16 protein-coding genes and 1 tRNA gene are annotated in these 21274 nt (G+C 72.9%); 5 read left to right on the top strand and 12 right to left on the bottom strand.

Translation table 11 applies throughout. From position 1 onward, the window contains the following. Positions 1-46: 46 nt before the first annotated feature. From RLT58_RS19955 to RLT58_RS19935, 5 genes are all read left to right on the top strand, one after another. Entirely contained in the window at positions 47-364 is a 318-nt protein-coding gene (locus RLT58_RS19955; RefSeq protein WP_311311734.1) for a PAAR domain-containing protein, read from the top strand. Further along, the gene (locus tag RLT58_RS19950) at positions 361-780 is read left to right on the top strand and encodes a gp25 family contractile injection system sheath assembly initiator (protein ID WP_311311733.1); all 420 of its coding nucleotides are present in this window, start codon (positions 361-363) and stop codon (positions 778-780) included. Before RLT58_RS19955 ends, RLT58_RS19950 begins: the two co-directional genes overlap by 4 nt. Beyond that, positions 780-2741, top strand: coding sequence for a putative baseplate assembly protein (locus RLT58_RS19945; protein WP_311311732.1), 1962 nt, complete (start codon positions 780-782; stop codon positions 2739-2741). Before RLT58_RS19950 ends, RLT58_RS19945 begins: the two co-directional genes overlap by 1 nt. Then, complete coding sequence (locus RLT58_RS19940) at positions 2738-3307, top strand: phage tail protein (protein WP_311311731.1); 570 nt, start codon at positions 2738-2740, stop codon at positions 3305-3307. Before RLT58_RS19945 ends, RLT58_RS19940 begins: the two co-directional genes overlap by 4 nt. A gap of 565 nt (positions 3308-3872) precedes the next feature. Further along, positions 3873-4592: a zinc ribbon domain-containing protein gene (locus tag RLT58_RS19935; protein ID WP_311311730.1), complete on the top strand. Its 720-nt coding sequence runs from the start codon at positions 3873-3875 to the stop codon at positions 4590-4592. A gap of 81 nt (positions 4593-4673) precedes the next feature. Here the strand turns inward: RLT58_RS19935 and RLT58_RS19930 are convergent. From RLT58_RS19930 to RLT58_RS19875, 12 genes are all read right to left on the bottom strand, one after another. After that, positions 4674-4747: transfer RNA gene (locus tag RLT58_RS19930), tRNA-Thr, on the bottom strand. Positions 4748-4887: 140 nt separating this feature from the next. Next, entirely contained in the window at positions 4888-6438 is a 1551-nt protein-coding gene (locus RLT58_RS19925) for an alpha/beta hydrolase (protein ID WP_311311729.1), read from the bottom strand. Between the two features lie 97 nt (positions 6439-6535). After that, positions 6536-7741 (bottom strand): DNA polymerase III subunit delta', encoded by a 1206-nt coding sequence (locus RLT58_RS19920; protein WP_311311728.1) that lies wholly within the window; start codon positions 7739-7741, stop codon positions 6536-6538. 278 nt (positions 7742-8019) lie between these two features. Continuing rightward, on the bottom strand, positions 8020-11322 hold the full coding sequence (gene tmk / locus RLT58_RS19915) for a dTMP kinase (RefSeq protein ID WP_311311727.1): 3303 nt from the start codon (positions 11320-11322) through the stop codon (positions 8020-8022). A 210-nt stretch (positions 11323-11532) separates the two neighbouring features. Further along, positions 11533-14382 carry a type I DNA topoisomerase gene (gene topA, locus RLT58_RS19910; protein WP_311311726.1) on the bottom strand — a complete coding sequence of 950 codons (2850 nt, stop codon included), beginning with the start codon at positions 14380-14382 and terminating at the stop codon, positions 11533-11535. 312 nt (positions 14383-14694) lie between these two features. Next, a complete protein-coding gene (locus RLT58_RS19905) occupies positions 14695-14892 on the bottom strand; it encodes a hypothetical protein (RefSeq protein ID WP_311311725.1) in 198 nt (65 codons plus the stop codon). A 156-nt stretch (positions 14893-15048) separates the two neighbouring features. Then, positions 15049-15912, bottom strand: coding sequence for an ABC transporter permease (locus RLT58_RS19900; RefSeq protein ID WP_311311724.1), 864 nt, complete (start codon positions 15910-15912; stop codon positions 15049-15051). 61 nt (positions 15913-15973) lie between these two features. Then, a complete protein-coding gene (locus tag RLT58_RS19895; RefSeq protein ID WP_311311723.1) occupies positions 15974-16765 on the bottom strand; it encodes an ABC transporter permease in 792 nt (263 codons plus the stop codon). Continuing rightward, positions 16762-17814: an ABC transporter ATP-binding protein gene (locus RLT58_RS19890; protein ID WP_311311722.1), complete on the bottom strand. Its 1053-nt coding sequence runs from the start codon at positions 17812-17814 to the stop codon at positions 16762-16764. The genes RLT58_RS19895 and RLT58_RS19890 overlap by 4 nt, the downstream gene beginning before the upstream one ends. 90 nt (positions 17815-17904) lie before the next feature. Beyond that, positions 17905-18912, bottom strand: coding sequence for an ArsR/SmtB family transcription factor (locus RLT58_RS19885; protein WP_311311721.1), 1008 nt, complete (start codon positions 18910-18912; stop codon positions 17905-17907). Then, positions 18909-20444 (bottom strand): DUF7059 domain-containing protein, encoded by a 1536-nt coding sequence (locus RLT58_RS19880; protein ID WP_399131654.1) that lies wholly within the window; start codon positions 20442-20444, stop codon positions 18909-18911. The genes RLT58_RS19885 and RLT58_RS19880 overlap by 4 nt, the downstream gene beginning before the upstream one ends. Positions 20445-20564: 120 nt before the next feature. Further along, on the bottom strand, positions 20565-21197 hold the full coding sequence (locus RLT58_RS19875; protein WP_311311719.1) for a small secreted protein: 633 nt from the start codon (positions 21195-21197) through the stop codon (positions 20565-20567). Positions 21198-21274 lie beyond the last annotated feature (77 nt).

Genomic DNA, 21274 nt, shown 5'->3' with positions numbered 1-21274 from the left:
GGTTCCGGCCACCGACCCCGCCCTCTCCGAGCAAGGAGCAGCAACGATGCCCCCCGCAGCCCGCACCGGCGACTCCACCGTCCACGGCGGTGTCATCGGCACCCCGCCCCCCGGCGCCGTCGCGGTCGCCACCGTGCTGATCGGCGGCCGGCCCGCGGCCGTCACCGGGAGCCTGCACGTCTGCGTGGTTCCGCCGCACGCCGCGCTCGGACCGGGCAACGTGATCATGCCCAACCCCGCCGCCGCGCTCACCGGCGCGGTCCTGATCGGCGGACTCCCGGCCGCCCGGATGCGCGACACCACCACCTGCGGGGCCGCGATCCTGACCGGTGCGCCCAACGTCCTGATCGGGGGCCCGCTGTGAGCGGGAAGTTCATCGGCCGGGGCTGGGGATTCCCGCTGCGGGTCTCGCCCACGGGCGGCATCGGCATGGTCGAGCGCGACCAGGAGATCGAGGAGGCGATGCGGCTGATCCTCGGCACCGCGCCGGGCGAGCGCCCGATGCGGCCGGAGTTCGGCTGCGGCATCCACGACTACGTCTTCGCGCCCGGCGACGGGGCCACCGCGGGACGTATCGCCCACGAGGTCCGGGTCTCCCTGGAGCGCTGGGAGCCGCGCATCGAGGTATCCGAGGTCGTGATCGCGTTCGACCGGGTCGACGAGGGCACCCTCTACATCGATGTCCGCTACACCGTGCGCTCCACGAACGACCTGCGCAACCTCGTCTTTCCCTTCTACACGATCCCCTCCGAGGGCACGGAAGACGCAGGAGTGAGCTGATGGCACTGCCCTCCCCCAACCTGGACGACCGGCGCTTCCAGCAACTCGTGGACGAGGCCAAGCGGTACGTCCAGCAGCGCTCCCCCGAGTGGACCGACCACAACGTCTCGGACCCCGGCGTCACGCTGATCGAGACGTTCGCCTTCATGGTCGACCAGCTGCTCTACCGCCTGAACCGGGTGCCGGAGAAGAACTACGCCGCCTTCCTGGACCTGCTCGGCGTCACCCTCTTCCCGCCGTCCGCCGCCACCGCCGAGGTGGACTTCTGGCTCTCGGCGCCGCAGCCCGAGACCGTGCTGCTGCGGGCCGGGACGGAGGTCGCGACCGCGCGCGCCGAGACGGAGGAGGCGGTGGTGTTCTCCACCGCCCAGGACCTGCCCATCGTGCCCAGCGCGCTGGAACGGCTGGTCACCGCACCCGCGTCGGGTGAGCAGACCGACCGCACGGCCCTGCTCTCCGCCGGTACGGACATCCCCTGCTTCCAGGCGTCGCCCGCGCCCGGCGACGCGATGCTGTTCGGCCTGCCCACCGCCGTACCCCGCTGCATCGTCGCCGTACGGCTGGACAGCCGGGTGGAGGGCGTGGGCGTCGACCCCCGGCAGCCGCCGCTGGTCTGGGAGGCCTGGGACGGCGCCCGGTGGGTCCGGTGCGCGACGGGCGCGGACGGTACGGGCGGGCTGAACCGGCCCGGCGAGGTCATCGTGTTCGTCCCGGCCGGACACACCGCGTCCGTGGTCGCGGGCACCCGGGCGGGCTGGCTGCGCTGCCGGGTCGTCGCGGCGGAGGCGGGCCAGCCGTTCTACTCCGAGTCGCCGACGATCCGCGAGGCGGAGGTGTTCACCGTCGGCGGTACGGCGACGGTGGAGCACGCCGAGACCGTCAACGACGTCCCCCTCGGCGTCTCCGAAGGGGTCGCCGGGCAGCGGTTCTCGGTGAGCCGGCCGCCCATCCTGCTGGACGGCGAACCGCCGGCCGTCGAGGTGTCCACCGCCGAGGGCTGGGAGACGTGGACGGCGGTCGAGCACTTCGGCGCCTCCGCCCCCGGCGACCGGCATGTGCGCATCGACGCCACCTCCGGCGAGTTCGCCTTCCCGCCCGCCGTGCGCGAACCCGACGGCACGATGCGCACCTACGGCGCCGTCCCCGGGAAGGGCGCGCACCTGCGCATCCCCCGCTACCGCACGGGCGGCGGCCGCGCCGGAAACGTCGCCCGGGGCGCGATCTCCGTACTGCGCAGCTCGGTGCCGTACGTGGCCCGCGTCGAGAACCGGGAAGCGGCCGGCGGCGGGGTCGACGGCGAGACGGTGGAGAACGCCAAGCTCCGGGCGCCGAACGTGCTGCGCGTCCAGGAACGCGCCGTCACGGCCGAGGACTACGAGATCATCGCGGCCCAGGCCGCCCCCTCGGTCAGGCGGGTGCGCTGTCTGCCCGCCGTCGCCGGTGAGGCCGGCGCGGTACGCGTCCTGGTCGTGCCCGACGCGGTGGCCGACGAGGGCGACCGGCTGCGGTTCGAGCAGCTGATCCCGTCCGAACAGGTGCTCTCCGCGATCACCGCCCGGCTCGACGAACGGCGGCTGGTCGGCACCCGCCTCGTCGTGGAACCGCCCGCCTACCAGGGCATCACGGTGGTCGCCCGGCTCGTCGCGGCGGCCGGCGAGGCGGACCGCGTACGCGAGGAGGCGCTCGCCGCGCTCTTCCGCCACCTCAACCCGCTGCGCGGCGGAACGGACGGCGCGGGCTGGCCGTTCGGCAGGCCCGTGCAGTACGGGGAGGTCTTCGCCGTACTGCAACGCGTGCCGGGCGTCGGCCTGGTGGAGGAGGTCCGGCTCTTCCCGGCCGACCCGATCACCGGCCGGCGCGGCGCACCGGTCGACCGCGTCGACGTGGCCGGCAACGCCCTGGTCTTCTCCCACCAGCACCAGGTCGTGGTCACCCCGGCCGGAGCGGAGGGCCCGGCATGACCAGAGCGGCTGTACCCGGCCTCGCGAGCCGCTACCCGATCGGCGAACTGCTGCCCGCGCTGTACGCGGACGACGACCTGGCCCAGCGCTTCACGGCCGGCCTCGACACCGTCCTGGCCCCCGTCCTCTCCACCCTGGACAACCTCCCGGCCTACTTCGACCCGGGCCTCGCCCCGGCCGACTTCGTGGACTGGCTCTCCTCCTGGGTGGGCATCGGGACCGGCCCGGACCAGCCCGACGAACTGCGCCGGGCCGTCGTCGCGCGCGCGGTCGAACTCCACCGCTGGCGCGGCACCCGCCGCGGCCTCGCCGAAAGCCTCCGGCTGCGCCTGGGTGTGGAGGCGGAGATCATCGACGGCGGCGGCGCGACCTGGTCGACGGAGCCGAACGGCGAGCTTCCCCCGCCCCCCTCCGGCGAACTACTGGTACGCGTACGCCCCTTGCGCACCTCCCCCGCCCCCGTGACCGAGACCCAGGTCCTCGACATCGTCAGGGCGTCCTGCCCCGTCCACCTCACCTGCCGGGTCGAACTCCTCCCCGGCCGACCCGACCACCGAGAGGGCTGACGGCATGCGCTCCTGCCCGGCGTGCGGCACGGCCAACGGCGAGACAGACGACTTCTGCGGCAACTGCGGCACGTACCTGGGCTGGTCGGACCAGACCCCGACGAGCCCGACGCCCGAGCCGCCCCCTCCGACGACGGCACCGACCCCGGAGCCGGCCTCTCCCCCCACACCCCCGGAAGCGCCCACACCGCAGGCGGCACCCCCGCCCCCCACCGCCACTCCGACCCCCGACCCACCACGCACCACGTCCACGCGCCGCACGGCAGCCTCACTCCGCACAGCCCTCTCACGGCGCACGGTCCCGCTGCGACGCCCAGCCCCCGAGGAACCCCCCACACCGACGACAGCCACAACACCCGAACCCCAGCCGCCAACCACCCCCACACCGGACACCACAGGCACCACGAGCACCCCAGGTACCCCAGGCACCACGAGCACAACAGCGGCCACTCCCCCCACAGAGGCCACACCCACCCCACCCAGCCCACCCACCACGCCCCCCGCCGCGCCCATCGCCCCGGTGCAGCCGGCCCGCCCGGTCGCGCAGCGCCCCACCGTGCGCCCGGTGGCTCAGGAGCCCGCCCCGGAGGGCCCGCCCTGCCCGTCCTGCGGCACGCCGAACCGCCCGGAGCGCAAGTTCTGCCGGCGCTGCGCGACCCCGCTCACGCCCAGCGCAACGGCGGTACGCCTCCCCTGGTGGCGCAGGGTCTGGCCGCTGCGCCGCAAGGTACGCATCGGCTCAGGCCGCCTGCTGCGCCGGCTCCTGACCCTGTTCGTGGTGCTCGGACTGGTGCTCACGGGCTTCCTCCTGCTCCCGGCGGGCCAGTACGTCTACCAGGACGTGCGCGACAAGCTGGGCGGCACGGCGGAGATCACCCCGCAGCACGTGACCGCGAGCGCATCGGCCCCCGGCCACCCGGCGACGAACGCGACCGACGGCATCACCAACAAGTACTGGGCGGCCCCCCGCCTGGGCGACTCACTGACGTCCACGTTCGACACCCCGTTCCGCCTGGTCGGCGTGGTGGTGTACACAGGCACCTCCACCTCGGCGGAGGAATTCCACCGCCACGCCCGCCTCACCCGGGCCGACCTGCTGGTGACCACGTCGGACGGCAAGAAGCACGAGAAGAAGATGACCCTGAACGACAAACCGGGCGAACAAACGATCCGCACCGGCATCAGCAACGTCACCTCGGTCCGCCTCACCGTCCGCGCAGCAGCGGGCCACACCACCGGAGGCCCCATCGCGGTGGCCGAGGTGGAATTCTTCAAGCGGACCTGACACCCGCTCACCGCAGGACCCCGGACCTGGGGCAAAGCAAAAGCCCCAGGTCACGGCGAGTGAGTCCTGAGGCTTCTACAGAGCCGCCTTCGGGATTCGAACCCGAGACCTACGCATTACGAGTGCGTTGCTCTGGCCAACTGAGCTAAGGCGGCACGCCCTGTCGCACCATGATGCGATCAGCAGCGACGCCAAGTCTACACAGTTTCCGGGGGTGCTCCGCACCAGCCCACCGGGAGGGCGTCGGTGCAGGTCAGTGGGTGGATCGGTTGAGGTCAGGAGGGGTCAGGAGGGGTCAGGAGCACTTCTTGCCGGCCGGTGGCGGGGTGCCCTCCAGGAGGTACGTGTTGATCGCCGTGTCGATGCAGTCACTGCCTCGGCCGTACGCCGTGTGGCCGTCGCCCTCGTACGTGAGGAGGGTGCCCGAGGCCAGCTGGTCGGCCAGGGCTCGGGCCCAGGCGTACGGGGTCGCCGGGTCGCGGGTGGTGCCGACCACCACGATCGGGGCGGCGCCCTCCGCCTTGACGGGGCGGGCCGTGCCCGTGGCACGGACCGGCCAGTAGGCGCAGTTCAGGGCCGCCCAGGCGAAGCCCTTGCCGAAGACCGGGGACGCCTTCTCGAAGGACGGGAGGGCCTCGGTGACCGCCTGGGAGGAGGCGAAGGCGGGCGGGAGGTCGAGGCAGTTCACCGCGGCGTTGGCGTACATCAGGTTCGTGTACGTGCCGTTCGGCTCGCGCTCGTAGTAGCTGTCGGCCAGGGCGAGCAGGCCGGAGCCGTCGCCCTTCTGCGCGGCGGTGAGCGCCTCGCGGAGCTGGGGCCAGGCCGACTCGTCGTACATCGCGGCGATGACCCCCGTGGTGGCGAGGGACTCGGTGAGCTTGCGGGTCTCGCCGGTGTCGATCGGCTTGGCGTCCAGGTCCGTGAACAACTGCTTCAGGGCAGTCGCCGCGTCCTCGGCCGAGGTCGTGCCGAGCGGGCAGTCCGCCTTCTTCACGCAGTCCGCCGCGAAGGACTGGAACGCGGTCTCGAACCCCGCGGTCTGGCCGCGGTTCATCTCGACCGACGACAGCGACGGGTCGATCGCCCCGTCCAGAACCAGCCGGCCGGACCGGCCCGGGAACAGCCCGGCGTACGTCGCCCCCAGGAACGTGCCGTACGACGCCCCGACGTAGTTCAGGTGCTCGTCGCCGAGCAGGGCGCGCAGGATGTCCATGTCGCGGGCGGTCTCCACCGTGGAGACATGCGGAAGGATCTTGCCGGAGCGCTTCTCGCAGCCCGTGGCGAACTTCTTGAAGGCGCTGCTCAGCTCCGCGACCTCGCCGGCGTCGTCGGGGGTCTGGTCGACCTGGGTGTAGGCGTCCATCTGCGGACCGGTGAAACATTCGACCGGCTCGCTGCGCGCCACCCCCCGGGGATCGATGGCCACCATGTCGTAGCGGGCCCGCACCGGGGCGGGGTAGCCGATCGCCGCATACCCCTGGAGGTAGCCGATGGCCGATCCGCCGGGGCCGCCCGGGTTCACCAGGAGCGAGCCGATCCGCTTTCCGGGGCCGGTGGCCTTCTTGCGGGAGACCGCGAGCTTGATCTCCTCGCCGTCCGGCTTCGCGTAATCCAGCGGCGCCTTCATCGTGGTGCACTGGAATCCGGACACACCGCAGTCCCGCCACTTCAGCTGCTGCCCGTAGAACGGCTTCAGTGCCTTCGGCACGGCGGCGGGAGACGCCGTCCCCGACTCCGCGCTCGACGAGGTGTCCTTCGTCGAACCCCCGCCGCTGCAACCGGAGATGAGCAGGCCGGCAGCGGCAAGCGCGGTGGCGAGGATGCGGTACGGCCGCCTGATGTCCATCCCCGGAGCGTATCCGCCGGGCGACGACTCGCCCGATTCTCTGCTCTTTCGGGTGATTCGGCGCGCGAACGGCCGGAGCACCTCGCGACTGGTGGCCTCAGCCCGCGCGCAGCGCCATCGTCATCGCCTCCACCGCGAGCAGCGGGGCCACATTGCGGTCCAGCGCCCGGCGGCACGCGGTCACCGCCTCGATCCGGCGCAGGGTGCGCTCGGGTGTCGACGAGCGGGCGACACGGTCGAGGGAGTCCTCCGCGTCCGCGTTGGCGATGGCGATCCGCGAGCCGAACTGCAGGGCCAGCACATCGCGGTAGAAGCCGGTCAGTTCGGTGAGCGCCAGGTCCAGACTGTCGCGCTGGGTACGCGTCTTGCGGCGCTTCTGCTTGTCCTCCAGCTCTTTCATCGCCCCCGCCGTCCCCCTCGGCATCCGGCCCCCGGCGGAGGCGCCGAGCGCGGCCCTCATGTCCTCCGTCTCCTTGACGTCGACATCCTCGGAGGCCTGCTTCGCGTCGTCGGTGGCGGTGTCGATCAGCTCCTGCGCCGCCTTGAGGCAGCCCCCGATGTCCTCGACGCGCAACGGCAGCTTCAGGACCGCCGCCCGCCGGGCCCGCGCCCGCTCGTCGGTCGCGAGGCGGCGCGCCCTGCCGATGTGCCCCTGGGTCGCGCGGGCGGCAGCCGCTGCCCGCTCCGGATCGATGCCGTCGCGCCGGATCAGGACGTCCGCGACGGCGTCCACCGGCGGGGTGCGCAGCGTGAGGTGGCGGCAGCGGGAACGGATCGTGGGCAGCACGTCCTCCAGCGAGGGCGCGCAGAGCAGCCACACCGTGCGCGGCGCGGGCTCCTCGACCGCCTTCAGGAGCACGTTGCCCGCGCCCTCGGTCAGACGGTCGGCGTCCTCCATGACGATGACCTGCCACCGGCCGACCGCCGGCGAGAGCTGGGCGCGGCGGACCAGCTCACGGGTCTCCTTCACACCGATGGAGAGCAGGTCGGTGCGGATCACGTCGACATCGGCGTGCGTACCGATCAGGCTCGTATGGCACCCGTCGCAGAAACCGCAGCCCGGCGCCCCGCCCAGCGCGCGGTCCGGGCTCGTGCACTGCAGGGCGGCGGCGAAGGCCCGGGCGGCGGTGGACCGTCCGGAGCCGGGGGGCCCGGTGAACAGCCAGGCATGGGTCATCTTCGAGCCGGGCGGCACCGGCTCCCCCGTGGAGTTGGCGGTGACCAGCGCGTCCGCGTCACGGGCAGCGGCGCCGAGCTGCTCCTGCACGCGCTCCTGACCGACCAGGTCGTCCCATACGGACATCGGTCACCGCCCTTCCCGTGATGTGTGGCTCCCGCCGCGGCCGCCACGGCTGCCGTGACGTGCGTCCGCCGTGGCGTTCGTCGATCCGGCTTCCCATTGTGGAGGACGGGTCTGACAATCCCGGCACCCGGACAACCGGACGGCAGGAGTCCAGTGGCCGCCAGGCCCCGAGCAGGCCGGCCGCACCGGCGGACGGCAGGGTCCAAGCGGACCGGCCGCACCGGCGGACGGCAGGTTCCGGGCGGGCCGCCCGCGACAGCCGGCCCGCACGGACCCGATCAGCGCCTCGGCCTGCGGCCCCGGCCGGAGGACTCGGGCCCTGGGCCCTCGTCGTCGTGGTCGCCGAGCAGCTCGTCCGCCAGGGACGGCAGATCGTCCAGCGGGGTCTCCTCCGCCCAGTCCGGGCGGGGGCGCCGGGCCCGGCCCGCACGCACCTGCTGGTCCTGCACCTGGCGCGGATCCGCGTGCGGGTCGGTGATCTGCGGCAGCTCACGGGTGCGCTCGTTCTCACCCTCCGCCGCTGAGCCGGCCTGCCGCTCGTCCCGGAAGATGCCGCGCGGCACCCGGTCGGCGGGATCGGCATCCCGTACGGAACCCCTCCCCGTGTCCCCGACCGCCGGCAGCACCGTCGTCTCGTCCGCCGAACCGGGGTACCCGGACGCGTCCGAGACCTTCGGGATCATCGTCGTCTCGTCCTCGTCCGAAGGCCACGGCGCGGACGACGCAGACGACGAGGACGAGGACGACGAGCCCCCGGACCGCCGACCGGAATCGGAAGGCCGGTCCACCGGGGACGGCACCGGCTGAGTGATCTCGTTCGGGTTGACGACCGGAGTCGGCACCGTCAGCTCATTGTCCGGAGCGGACGACGAGGACGAAGACGGCGAGGACGAGGGCGACGACGTAGCCCGGGACGCCCGCGCCGCGGCCTCGGCCTCCTCCGCAGCCCGCCGCGCCCGCGCCTCTTCCGCCTCGGCCTCCGCACGCGCCGCCTCCGCAGCGGCCGCCGCATCGGCCTCGGCCTGCCGACGGGCGGCCTCGGCCCTCAGCAGGGCCTCCTCCGCCTTGCGCTGCTTCTCCAGCCGCTTGGCCTCGGCCTCCTGCCGGAGCCGGGCCTCCTCCTCGGCCTGGCGGCGCAGCCGCGCCTGCTCCGCCTCGCGGGCGGCCTCCTCCGCTTCGAGCCGGACGCGCTCCTCCTCCGCGCGCTGCCGGGCCTCCTCCGCACGCTGCCGGGCCTCCTCGGCCTGGCGCTCGGCCTCGCGACGACGCGCTTCCTCCTCCTCGCGGCGCTTGCGCTCCTCTTCCTCCGCGCGGAGCTTGGCGAGCTGCTCCTGGCGCTCGCGCTCCAGGCGCTCCTCCTCCGCCTTGCGCGCGGCCTCCTCCTCGGCGAGGCGCCTGGCCTCTTCCTCGGCGGCCTTGCGCGCCTCTTCGCGGGCCTTGATCTCGGCCTCGGAGAGCGGCAGTACCCGGTCGAGGCGGTGACGTACCACCGTGGTGATCGACTCCGGGTCCTGCCCGGCGTCCACCACCAGGTAGCGCGTCGGGTCGGCCGCGGCCAGCGTCAGGAAGCCGGAGCGCACGCGGGCGTGGAACTCGGGCGGCTCGGACTCCAGCCGGTCGGGCGCCTCGGTGAACCGTTCCCGCGCGGTCTCCGGGTCGACGTCCAGCAGCACCGTCAGATGCGGTACGAGACCGCTCGTCGCCCAGCGCGAGATCCGTGCGATCTCGGTCGGTGCCAGATCGCGGCCCGCGCCCTGGTAGGCGACGGACGAGTCGATGTAGCGGTCGGAGATGACGATCGCGCCCCGCTCCAGCGCCGGGCGCACGACCGAGTCGACGTGCTCGGCGCGGTCGGCGGCGTACAGCAGGGCCTCGGCCCGGTTGGAGAGCCCGGCCGACGACACGTCGAGCAGGATGGAGCGCAGCCGCTTGCCGACCGGGGTCGCGCCCGGTTCGCGGGTGACGGCGACCTCGTGGCCCTTGGCCCGGATCCACTCGGCCAGTGCCTCGACCTGGGTGGACTTGCCCGCTCCGTCGCCGCCTTCGAGGGCGAGGAAGAAGCCGGTCCCGGCAGGCGCGACCGCCGGGTCGCCGCCGCGCAGCGCCTCGCGCAGGTCGCGGCGGAGCGGCACCCCGGAGCGGTCGTCCGTCTTCGACAGGACGATCACGGCCACCGGCAGCAGCAGGGCGCCGGCCAGCATCAGTGTGAACGCGGCGCCGCCGTGGGCGAACACGAAGTCGCCCGCGGTCAGACGGTGGGTGCCGATGGCCGCGGCCACCAGCGGGCCGCCGACCGCGCCGAGCGCGATGAGCACCCGGACGACGGCCTGGAGGTGTTCGGTGGTCCTGGCCCGGCGGAATTCCTCGGTCTCCTGGTCGACGAGGACATGTCCGGTGCCGGCGGCGACACCCGCCGCGTATCCGGCGAGCACGGCGATCAGGACGACGGTCGCGGTGTCCGGCACCAGGCCCATGGCCAGGAGCGCGACGCCGGTGACGGCGGTGGCCAGGGAGAGCAGCCGCCGCCGCGACAGGGCGGGCAGCACCTTCTGGGCGGTACGGATGCCGACGCCGGTGCCGCCGGTCAGGGCGAGGATCAGCAGGGCGAGGGTGGCGGGACCGCCGCCCAGGTCGGTCGCGTGGAGCACGGCGACGGCGGCTGCAGCCGCGATGGCCCCGGCCACCGCCGCGCAGGTGGCGACGATCAGCGGGACGGCACCGGTGCGGCCCTTGTCCGGGCCGTGGCCGGTGGACGGCCGGCGCAGCCCCTCCAGGGGCGAGCGCGGGCGGGGCGTCTGCGAACCGGGGAGTTCCAGGAAGTACAGGGTGGAGATGGAGGCGGAGAACAGCCCGGCCGCGACGTACGAGCCGAGGGCCGCCTGATGGAAGGAGAACCAGTCCAGGCCGGAGCCCAGCAGATTGCCGACGACCGTGGCGACCAGCAGAACGGCGGCTGCGGCGGGCACGGCCGCGAAGTCCGTGCGCAGCGAGAGCCGGCGCAGCGCGTCGAGGTGGTCCGGCAGCGGGCGCACCGCGGCGCCCTCGATCGGCGGGGCGGGCAGCAGCGCGGGCGCGGCGCCGTCCTTCGCGATCGTCCACAGGCGCTCGCCGACACCGGTGACGAAGACGGTGATCAGGATCATCATGAGCGCCTTGTCGGGCGTCCAGTCGATCCACAGAGGCGCGACGACCAGCAGCGCGAGCCGCAGCCCGTCGGCGCCGATCATCAGCCACCGCCGGTCGAGCGGCCCTCCGGGCGCCGTCAGGGCCGTCAGCGGCCCCAGGAGTACGGCTCCGAAGAGCAGGGTGGAAATAATCCGGGCGCCGAACACAGCGGCGACGGCGAAGGCCGCCCCGCGGTATCCGGCTCCGAATGAGCCCTCAAGGACCGCCGCTTGCAGCGACAGCAACACCAGCACGAGAAGGGCGAGTGCATCGCCGATGCTCCCGACGAGCTGGGCGCTCCACAACCGCTTCAGCGGGGGAACACGCAACAGGGCTCGTACGGCGCGCTCGCGTGAGTCTGCGGCAAGTGTGTCGGAGGTGGGGCTCACGACCGTTGGCTGCTCGGCTCGCGTCATCCGCCCAGCCTATCGGGAGCGGACCGGTGCCCGGGGGCCGCGTCCGAACATACGACCATCGGACCTTTTTCCAGCCCCTCCGGGGTGTGAGGAGCGGGCTCCGGGACGGCGCCCGGGCCCCCGGAGACGGGGACGGACCGGAAACGCCGGACCGGCTGGACAGTCGTCCAGCCGGTCCGGCGTTCAAGGGCCGCTCACGGCCCCGGCGGCTCAGTCCTCGGAGCCCGCCGCAGAAGCGGTCTTCTTGGCCGCGGCGGCCGTCGTCTTCTTGGCGGTCGTCTTCTTGGCCGCCGTGGCCGTCTTCTTCGCGGCGGTCTTCTTGGCCGCCGTCTTCTTGGCGGGTGCCTTCTTCGCCGGTGCCTTCTTCGCCGTCTTCTTCTTGGCAGGCCCCTTGGCCCGCTTCTCGGCGAGCAGCTCGTAGCCGCGCTCCGGCGTGATGTCCTCGACGCTGTCGTCGGTGCGCAGCGTCGCGTTCGTCTCGCCGTCGGTGACGTACGCGCCGAAGCGTCCGTCCTTCACGACGACCGGGGCACCGCTCACCGGGTCGGTGCCCAGTTCCTTCAGCGGCGGCTTGGCGGCGGCGCGCCCGCGCTGCTTCGGCTGGGCGTAGATGGCGAGCGCCTCTTCGAGCGTGATGTCGAAGAGCTGGTCCTCGGAGGTGAGCGACCGCGAGTCCGTGCCCTTCTTCAGGTACGGGCCGTAGCGGCCGTTCTGCGCGGTGATCTCGACACCCTCGGCGTCCTCACCGACGACGCGCGGCAGCGACATCAGCTTCAGGGCATCGGCCAGCGTCACCGTGTCCAGCGACATCGACTTGAAGAGCGAGGCCGTGCGCGGCTTCACCGCGTTCTTGCCGGTCTTCGGGGTGCCCTCGGGCAGCACCTCGGTGACGTACGGACCGTAGCGGCCGTCCTTGGCGATGATCTGGTTCCCGCTCACCGGGTCCGCGCCGAGCTCGAAGTCGCCGCTCGGCTTGGCCAGCAGCTCCTCCGCGTACTCGACGGACAGCTCGTCGGGCGCCAGGTCCTCGGGGACGTCCGCACGCTGGTGGCCCTCGGCGTCCTTCTCGCCCCGCTCGATGTACGGGCCGTAGCGGCCGACGCGGAGCTTGATGTCGTTGCCGACGGGGAACGAGGAGATCTCCCGGGCGTCGATCGCGCCGAGGTCGGTGACGAGCTCCTTGAGCCCGCCGAGGTGGTCGCCGTCGCCGTTGCCCGCGTCGGAGGCCTTGCCGGCACCGGCCGCGTCGTCGCCCTCCTGGGCACCGAAGTAGAACCGCTTCAGCCACGGCACGGACTGGGCCTCGCCCCGCGCGATGCGGTCGAGGTCGTCCTCCATGCGCGCCGTGAAGTCGTAGTCCACGAGCCGGCCGAAGTGCTTCTCCAGCAGGTTGACCACGGCGAACGACAGGAACGACGGCACCAGGGCCGTGCCCTTCTTGAACACGTAGCCGCGGTCGAGGATCGTGCCGATGATCGACGCGTACGTCGACGGGCGGCCGATCTCGCGCTCTTCCAGCTCCTTGACCAGCGAGGCCTCGGTGTAGCGGGCCGGCGGCTTGGTCGCGTGGCCGTCCACGGTGACCTCGTCGGCGGTCAGCGCGTCGCCCTCGGCGACCTGCGGCAGCCTGCGCTCACGGTCGTCGAGCTCGGCGTTCGGGTCGTCAGCGCCTTCGACGTACGCCTTCATGAACCCGTGGAAGGTGATCGTCTTGCCGGACGCGGAGAACTCGGCGTCCCGGCCGTCGCTCGCCCGGCCGCCGATCTTGACGGTGACGGAGTTGCCGACCGCGTCCTTCATCTGGGAGGCGACGGTCCGCTTCCAGATCAGCTCGTAGAGCCGGAACTGGTCGCCGGTGAGGCCGGTCTCGGCCGGGGTGCGGAAGCGGTCGCCGGAGGGGCGGATCGCCTCGTGCGCCTCCTGCGCGTTCTTGACCTTGCCGGCGTACGTGCGCGGCTTCTCGGGCAGGTAGTTCGCCCCGTACAACTGCGTGACCTGGGCCCGGGCCGCAGAGATCGCGGTGTCCGAGAGGGTCGTGGAGTCGGTACGCATATAGGTGATGAAGCCGTTCTCGTACAGCTTCTGCGCGACCTGCATGGTGGCCTTGGCCCCGAAGCCAAGCTTCCGGCTCGCCTCCTGCTGGAGGGTCGTCGTACGGAAGGGGGCGTACGGGGAGCGGCGGTACGGCTTCGACTCGACGGACCGCACGGCGAACGCGGAGTCGGCGAGCGCGGCGGCCAGGGCGCGGGCGTTCGTCTCGTCCAGGTGCAGCGTCTGGCCGGAGGCGGCCTTGAGCCGGCCGTCCGGACCGAAGTCGCGGCCCTGGGCGATGCGGCGCCCGTCGACCGCGCTGAGGCGGGCCGTGAGCGTCGAGGGATCGGAGGCGTCACCGCTCCGGCCGGTGGCGAAGGTGCCGGTCAGGTCCCAGTACTCGGCGGAACGGAAGGCGATGCGCTCGCGCTCCCGCTCGACGACGAGACGGGTCGCGACGGACTGGACACGGCCGGCCGAGAGGCGCGGCATGACCTTCTTCCACAGGACCGGCGAGACCTCGTAGCCGTAGAGACGGTCGAGGATGCGGCGGGTTTCCTGGGCGTCGACCATGCGCTGGTTGAGCTCGCGCGGGTTGGCGACGGCGGCCCGGATCGCGTCCTTGGTGATCTCGTGGAAGACCATCCGGTGGACCGGGACCTTGGGCTTGAGCACTTCCTGGAGGTGCCACGCGATGGCTTCGCCCTCGCGGTCCTCATCGGTGGCGAGGAAGAGTTCGTCGGACTCGGCCAGCAGCTGCTTGAGCTTCCTGACCTGGGCCTTCTTGTCGGCGTTGACGACATAGATCGGCTGGAAGTCGTGCTCGACGTCCACGCCGAGCCGGCGTACCTCGCCGGTGTACTCGTCCGGCACCTCGGCGGCGCCGTTCGGGAGGTCGCGGATGTGCCCGACGCTCGCCTCGACGACGTATCCGGGGCCGAGATAGCCCTTGATCGTCTTCGCCTTGGCAGGCGACTCGACGATGACGAGTCGGCGGCCGCCCTGTGCGGTCTCGCTGGTCGGGGACAACTTCGCTCTTCTCTCCGGTCGACGCTCGGTGGGCATCCGGGCAGCGTGATGGGCGCTGCCGACAGTGCTGTCGCTGCGGAGTGTGACGGTACAACCCGCCCCCGTGTCAAACGGCAAAAGCCCGCAACGGCCACTCGAACGGTAACCCGACTTCCGCCATTCCTGCCGCCCGGCCCGCTCGGTCCGCGTTCCGCGGGGCCGCCGCCTGCGGGTTTCGGCGGCGTCATGGCTGCCCTGCGGGTGCCGGGGGCGAGGGGCGGGCGATCCGGGCGTGTTCCGGGCGGCGGGGGGGGGCCGGGGACGGGAGCGGGGTCAGATGCGGGTGAAGAACCACACCCCGAGGACGAGGAAAAGTACGCCGAACACAGTGGCGAGTGCGGTGGAGGCGACGGGGCTCACCCCGTGCGCCACCGGCGCACGGTGCAGCACACGCGCCCCCGTCCACAGCAGCAGGGCCGCGCCGAACAGCGCGAACGCCGTTCCGGCGAACACCGCGGGTCCGCTCTCCATACCCGTACGCCTCCTCTTCCCCTGGTGTCGCAGGGGCCCTGATGTCGCAGGGAGGCTCCCACCGCGGAGCGTCGCGGACGCCAACGCCGGGTGAACAGCCGGACACGGCGGCCTGGGCAGGGGCGAGGGCTTCGGCCGCTCCGGCCATGGCCGAATTCACATCACGTCGAGCGTCGCGCGCCGCCTGCTCCCCCGTTCGAACACCGCGAGCAGCGCGACGGCGAGCAGCACGTACCCCGCCCCCGTCGCGAGTTCGGCGGCGATGCCCCGGCCGTCGAGACCGGCGCCGGCGGACAACTCACGTGCGGCGTCGGCCGCGTGGGTCATCGGCAGGACGTCGCCGACGGCCCGCATCCACTGCGGCAGGTTCTCCCTCGGCACATTGGCGCCGGTCAGCAGCAGAAGGACGGAACTGGCCACGTTCGAGACGAGGAAGACATCGCGGAACCGCAGCCCCAGCGCCCCCAGCGCCAGGCCGAACGCGGAACAGCCGGCAGCGGCGGCGAGCAGCACCGCCGCCAGTCCGGGCAGCGCGTCAACCGGAATCCGGAGCCCGAGCAGCAGGCAGGCCGCAGTGAGCGTGAAGACGCTGATGACAAGGCCGTTCAGTACATACGGCAGAGCGCGGCCGAACCAGAGCGGAGCCCGCTTCCGGGGACTCAGCAGCACCGCGCCGAGCGTCCCGTACCGGCGTTCGTTGGCAACGGCCATCGTGCCGCCGTACACACAGGCGGTCGACGCGGAGACGACGGCGTTGCCGAGCAGGTAGAAGTGGTCGTCGGCGACCTGGAGCTGCCGTCCCAGGAAGACGAAGAACAGCAGTTGCAACAGCGGTCCGACCAGCAGGGTGCCGATGAACATGGGCGGCGTCGTCCAGTTGAAGAGCGCCCGGTAGGAGAGGGCGCCCCCGATCACGACGAGCCGGGACGCGGAAACGGTCCTGCGGCAGAACCCGGGGCGGGCGTTCGCGCGCTCGGCGGGCGTGGGCCCGCCTTCCATGGGTGGCGTACGGGAGGGCATGCGGCGACTCCTGAGGTGGGGCGGGAAGAGTGCGGGCGGGGCGTGCTGCGGGCGCCGGGCCTCAGGCCAGGGAGAGGGTGGCGGCGGCCCGGGCGCGCTGCTCGACGCGGCCGAGCACCAGGACGGCGGCCAGCGCGTACAGGGCCCCGAGCGCGAGGGCGACGCCCATCGGCGCCAGCACCGCACCGGCCCCCGCGCCGCCCGAGGTCGCCGCGTGCACGGCGCGCGAGCCCCAGGTGGTGGGAAGCGCCCAGGAGAACGGACGCGTCCAGTCCGGCAGCACGGTGACGGGCACGAGCATCCCGGACAGCAGCCACACGGGCGCGTCCAGCGGATTGGCCAGCGCGTTGGCGTTGCGCAGCAGCACGAACGTGGCGGCGAGCAGCAGCCCCATCAGCCCGAGCGAGAGCACACAGACCGGGACGGCCACCAGGAAGAGCAGCGGATGCGCGAAGTCCAGGGGCACGTCGAACAGCACGGCGCCCCAGATCACCGTCGCCCCCATCGCGTACGTACCGATGACGGCGGTGGCCAGGGTGATGGGCAGCAGCACGAGGGACAGCGGCGTGGGCGAGGCGACCAGCGTCTCCAGCGTGCCGAGCCAGCGCTGATTCTGTACGGCTCCCCCCGACCCGAAGAGCACCGAGGACCAGATGCCCATGAGCCCGGCGCCGACGGCGGCGGTGAGCAGCCGGTCGGGGTCGCCGGCGGCGCGGAAGAGGTAGACGGAGAGGGTCGCGTACACCAGGGGCACGAGGACGGCGAAGGTGATTTCGAGCGGTGAACGGCTCATGTACGAGACATGGGTACGCACTCCGACGGCGGTCAGGCGAAGGGCCCTGGCGAGGTTCACGCGGCGGCGCCCTCGGTGGACCCGGCGGCGGGGACGGCCCGACCGGGCACGTCCCTGTCGCTGCCCGCGCCCCCGTCCCGGTCCGCCTCCTCGACGATGGCGATGTAGGCGTCCTCCAGAGTGGGTTCGCGGGTGACGACCCGTCCGACGCGGACCCCGTCGAGCGCCGCCAGCACCTGGCCGTGCAGATCGGCGCCGCGCTCGGTCTGCACGATGACGGCCTGTCGGCTCCCCCGGTCCTCGGCGGCCACCCCGCGCACCCCCGGGACGGCCCGGATGCGGTCGAGGTGCTCCTCGCCCGCCCCGTACGCCTCGATCTCCAGGATGCCCCGCTCCTGGACCCGGGACTTGAGGCGGTCCGGGGTGCCCAGGGCCCGGATCGTGCCGCCCGCGATGACCGCGATCCGGTCGCAGAGCTCGTCGGCCTCGGCCATGTAGTGCGTGGTCAGCACCACCGTGGTGCCGCCGGCCCGCAGATCGGCGACCGTGCGCCGCAGGTCCCGCGCCGCCACCGGGTCCACGCCGATGGACGGTTCGTCGAGGAACAGGACGTCGGGCCGGTGCAGCAGGCCGCGCGCGATGTGCAGCCGCTGCCGCATCCCGCGCGAGTACCCCTCCACACGCTCCTTCTCCCGTCCGGCGAGGCCGACCAGGTCGAGCAGTTCGGCGATCCGCCGCTTCTGGTCGCGGGGTTCGACGGCGTACAGTTCGGCGAAGTAGCGCAGGTTGTCGAGGGCGGAGAGCCGGTCGTACAGGCCCCGGTCGCCGCCGAAGACGTAGCCGATCCTGCGGCGTACGGCGACGGGGTCGGACGCCACGTCGTGGCCCAGCACCCGCGCGGTGCCGGACGTGGGCAGCAGCAGGGTGTTGAGCATCTTGATGGTGGTGGTCTTGCCCGCGCCGTTGGGTCCGAGGAGCCCGAACAGCTCGCCGCGCGCCACCTCGAAGGTGACCCCGCGCACGGCCTCGGTCTCGGTGCGGCGCGGACGCAGGAAGCCGGTCCGGCTGGTGTAGGTGCGGCGCAGGTTCTTCGCCTCGATCGCAAGCATGGCGCGGACGCTAGGCGCGGCCCGGCCCCGCCCGCCATCTATTCGGGGCCCGCCGAATCCTCCCGGCCCCCGCCGCCCGCTGCCCGCCCCTCAGGACACCGCGCGCAGCACGTCCTCCCCGGACAGGAGCGCCAGCAGGGCCCGGCCGGTGTCGGTGAGCTGGTAGTACACGCTGCGGCCTATGCGGTGCCGCGTGACGACATCCGCCTCGGCGAGGACCGACAGATGCTCCGAGACCGTGCTCGGCGCGAGTCCGAGCCGGTCGGCTATCCCGGCCGTGGTTAGCGGTCCGCCGAGCTGCCGCAGGACCGAGGCGCGGCCCCGGCCCAGCAGGAGCCCGAGCCGGTCGCCGCTCTCGGGCCGCTCCGCAGGCCGCTCACGCAGCGCACCGGCGCCGCGGGCCTGGAAGGAGACCGTCAGGACCTCGGGGTCGTCGGTGGAGTAGAGCCGGCAGCCCTCGGCGAAGACGAGGGGCACGAGCAGCAGCCGCCGCTCGCCCGCCCGGTAGTCCGCGTCGATGTGCTTCGTCAGTTCGAGGACGGGCGGGGTCCACTTGGCACGGCTCTCCAGGCCGGTGAAGAGCGCGTCGACGCCCTCGGTGGCGAAGGTCCGGGCCCGGATGAGGACTTCGTCCTCGACGAGCCGGCGCATGGTGGGCCAGTGCGCGGCGAGCGCGCCTTCCCAGTACGCGGCGTACGCGTCGGCCAGCTCCGCGCACGCGGCCGCCGGATCCACGAGATAGGGGCGCACGCGGGGGTGGTCCTCCAGTCCCGCGTAGTGCTCGGCGATCCCCGCCCGTACGACCTCGTCGGGCGTGGCCCGGACCGTGTCCAGCTCCGCCTCGACCGAGGTGGCCCCGACCGGCCGGGGCAGCAGGAAGTCCGGGAAATCGTGCGGGCCGTCGATCAGCAGCCGCAGCGCGTGCGTCCGGTCGTCCTCCCGCAGCACCTCGCGGGCGCGCACCACCCACTCCTCGTAGGGCCGGGAGGGGGTGCGGTGCGGCATCGCGAGATGCAGGCTGCAGAAGGCGTCCCACAGCGGGCTGATGGCGATCCGGGTCGCGCCGAGCGACGCCTCGTCCAGCTCGATACGGATCATCCGGCCACCTGTCCGGCCGGGGGCACCGGGTCGAGGAAGCCCTCCTCGACCAGCAGCCGGATGGCCTGCGGGGTCCGGTCGCGCAGGAGCACCGGGTCCTCGTTCATCAACTGGGCGATGGCGTCCAGGATCCGGCCGGCGGGCAGCGAGCCGTCGCACACGCCCGCGAAACCGGCTCCGACCGCGTCGACCTTCGTGGCCCGGCGCATCCCTCGGTTCTGACGCAGCACCACATGCTCCGGGTCCTCGGCGCCCGGCAGCCCCACCTGCTCCTGCACGACCTCGGCGGCCAGGGTGAAGTGCGCGGCGAGGAGCCCGGCGTCGTCCTGCTCCCGCAGGTAGTCCTGACGGGCGAAGTGCGCTTCCACAGCAGGTCCGAGGGGCTGTTCCACCGCGTGCGGCCACTCCTCGATCACGACGGAGGGTTCACCGGCGGCGGCTGCGGCGGACTTGCGCAGGGTGATCCAGCCGAAGCCGACGCCCTTCGTGCGGTGGGCCTCGAACTCGTCGAGCCAGGCGTCGTACCGCGCCGCGTACTCCTCGGGGTCCGTGCGGTGGTCGCCGCTGTCGCGCAGCCACAGCTCCGCGTACTGCGTGACGTCCTGCACCTCGCGCTGCACGATCCAGGCGTCGCAGCCGGCCGGCACCCAGGAGCGCAGCCGGTCCTGCCACTCCTCGCCCTCGGTGTGCTGCCAGTTGGCCAGGAAGTGGGCGTAGCCGCCCTCGTTGAGCCGGTCGCCGGTCTGCTGGACCAGGGTCCGGCACAGGTCGTCACCGGCCATGCCGCCGTCGCGGTAGGTGAGCCGGGCGCCGGGCGAGATGACGAACGGCGGGTTGGAGACGATCAGGTCGTACGTCTCCCCGGCCACCGGCTCGTACAGGGAGCCCTCGCGCAGGTCGGCCGGGGCGGCACCGGACAGGGCGAGGGTGAGCCGGGTGAAGTCGAGCGCGCGGGGGTTGAGGTCGGTGGCCGTGACCCGGGTGGCGTGCTGCGCGGCGTGCAGCGCCTGGATGCCGGAGCCCGTACCGAGGTCGAGGGCGGAGCCGACGGGCCGGCGCACGGTGATCCCGGCGAGCGTGGTGGACGCCCCGCCGATGCCGAGGACGACGCCCTCCTCCCGCGAGCCGATGCCGCCCGCCCCGCCCACGGCGCAGCCCAGGTCGGAGACGATGAACCAGTCCTGGTCCTCGGGGCCGCTGTACGGCCGCACGTCGACGGTGGCGCGCACCTGGCCGTCCGCCTCGGTCAGCCAGCCGTCCGCCAGGCACTCGGCCAGCGGCAGCACGGCGGCCGCCCGGCCGGCCGGGACCGGGCGCTGGAGCAGGAACAGACGCACCAGCGTGTCGAGCGGCGCGTCACCCCGGGTGGCGCGCAGCGCCGGAACCGTCTCGCTGCGGGCGAGCGCGGCGTAGGCGGGTGCGCCGAGCAGGTCGAGGAGCCCGTCGGCGGTGAAGGCGGCGGCGAGCAGGGCTTCGCGGAGCCGGGTCGCGTGGTCGGGTGCGGGAAGGCTGGTCTTACTCACATGACCCATTGTGACGGCTCCCACTGACAACGGCAGCGGCCCGGCCGCCGCCCACTAGGGGCGCCGGGCCGTTCGTCCGTCCGCAGGACCGCGGCCGTGCGGCCGCTCGTCCGGGCGCTGCCGCCGCAGTTACGACTTCTTGCTGGGCGAGGCGGACGGGGACGCGTCCTTCGAGGGCGAGGCCTCGTTGGGGGAGCCGGCCGAGGGCGAGGCCGAGGCGGTGGGCTTCTGGCAGCCCTCCTGCTTGGCCATCGCCGTGCCGACCTCGCCGGACTGGAGCTTCTTCAGCGCCTGGTCGCCATTGGTGCTGATCTTGTTCAGCTCGTCCGCGATGCCCTTGAGACCGTCGGCGAACTTCGCCTGGTCCTTCGTGTCGAGGGCGTCGACCTTCTTCTGCAGGTCCGCGTAGGCCACCGAGGAGGCGTTGAGCTCCTTCACGGCCTCCTTCTGCGTGGTCTCGCCGTCGTCGACCGGCGGCGGGCCCGCCGAGTCGACGGCCGAGCCGAGCGCCTTGTACGCCTGCGAGATCTGCTTGAAGGCGGCCGAGTCGGTCTTCTGGACGTCGGCGGGCTTGCTGTTGTCCGCGGTCTGCTGCTGGATGGAGGCGTTGGCGTTCGCGATCTTCTGCAGCTGGGGCTGGACCTGGTCGCAGACCTTCTTGGCCCAGTCGTTCACCTTGTTGTCGCTGTCGTCGCTGCAGCCCGACAGCGTAAGTACCAGTACCGCACCGCAGGACAGCGCGGCCGCAAGCTTCTTGTTCACCGGATTGGTCCCTTCCAAGGCTCTCGGCCCCGGAACTTACACGCCGAGCGCCCTCCATCCGGGTGCCGGGCGTCCGA

Source organism: Streptomyces sp. ITFR-16, from assembly GCF_031844705.1.
GTDB lineage: Bacteria > Actinomycetota > Actinomycetes > Streptomycetales > Streptomycetaceae > Streptomyces.
This window is presented reverse-complemented; position numbering and strand designations above follow the sequence as displayed.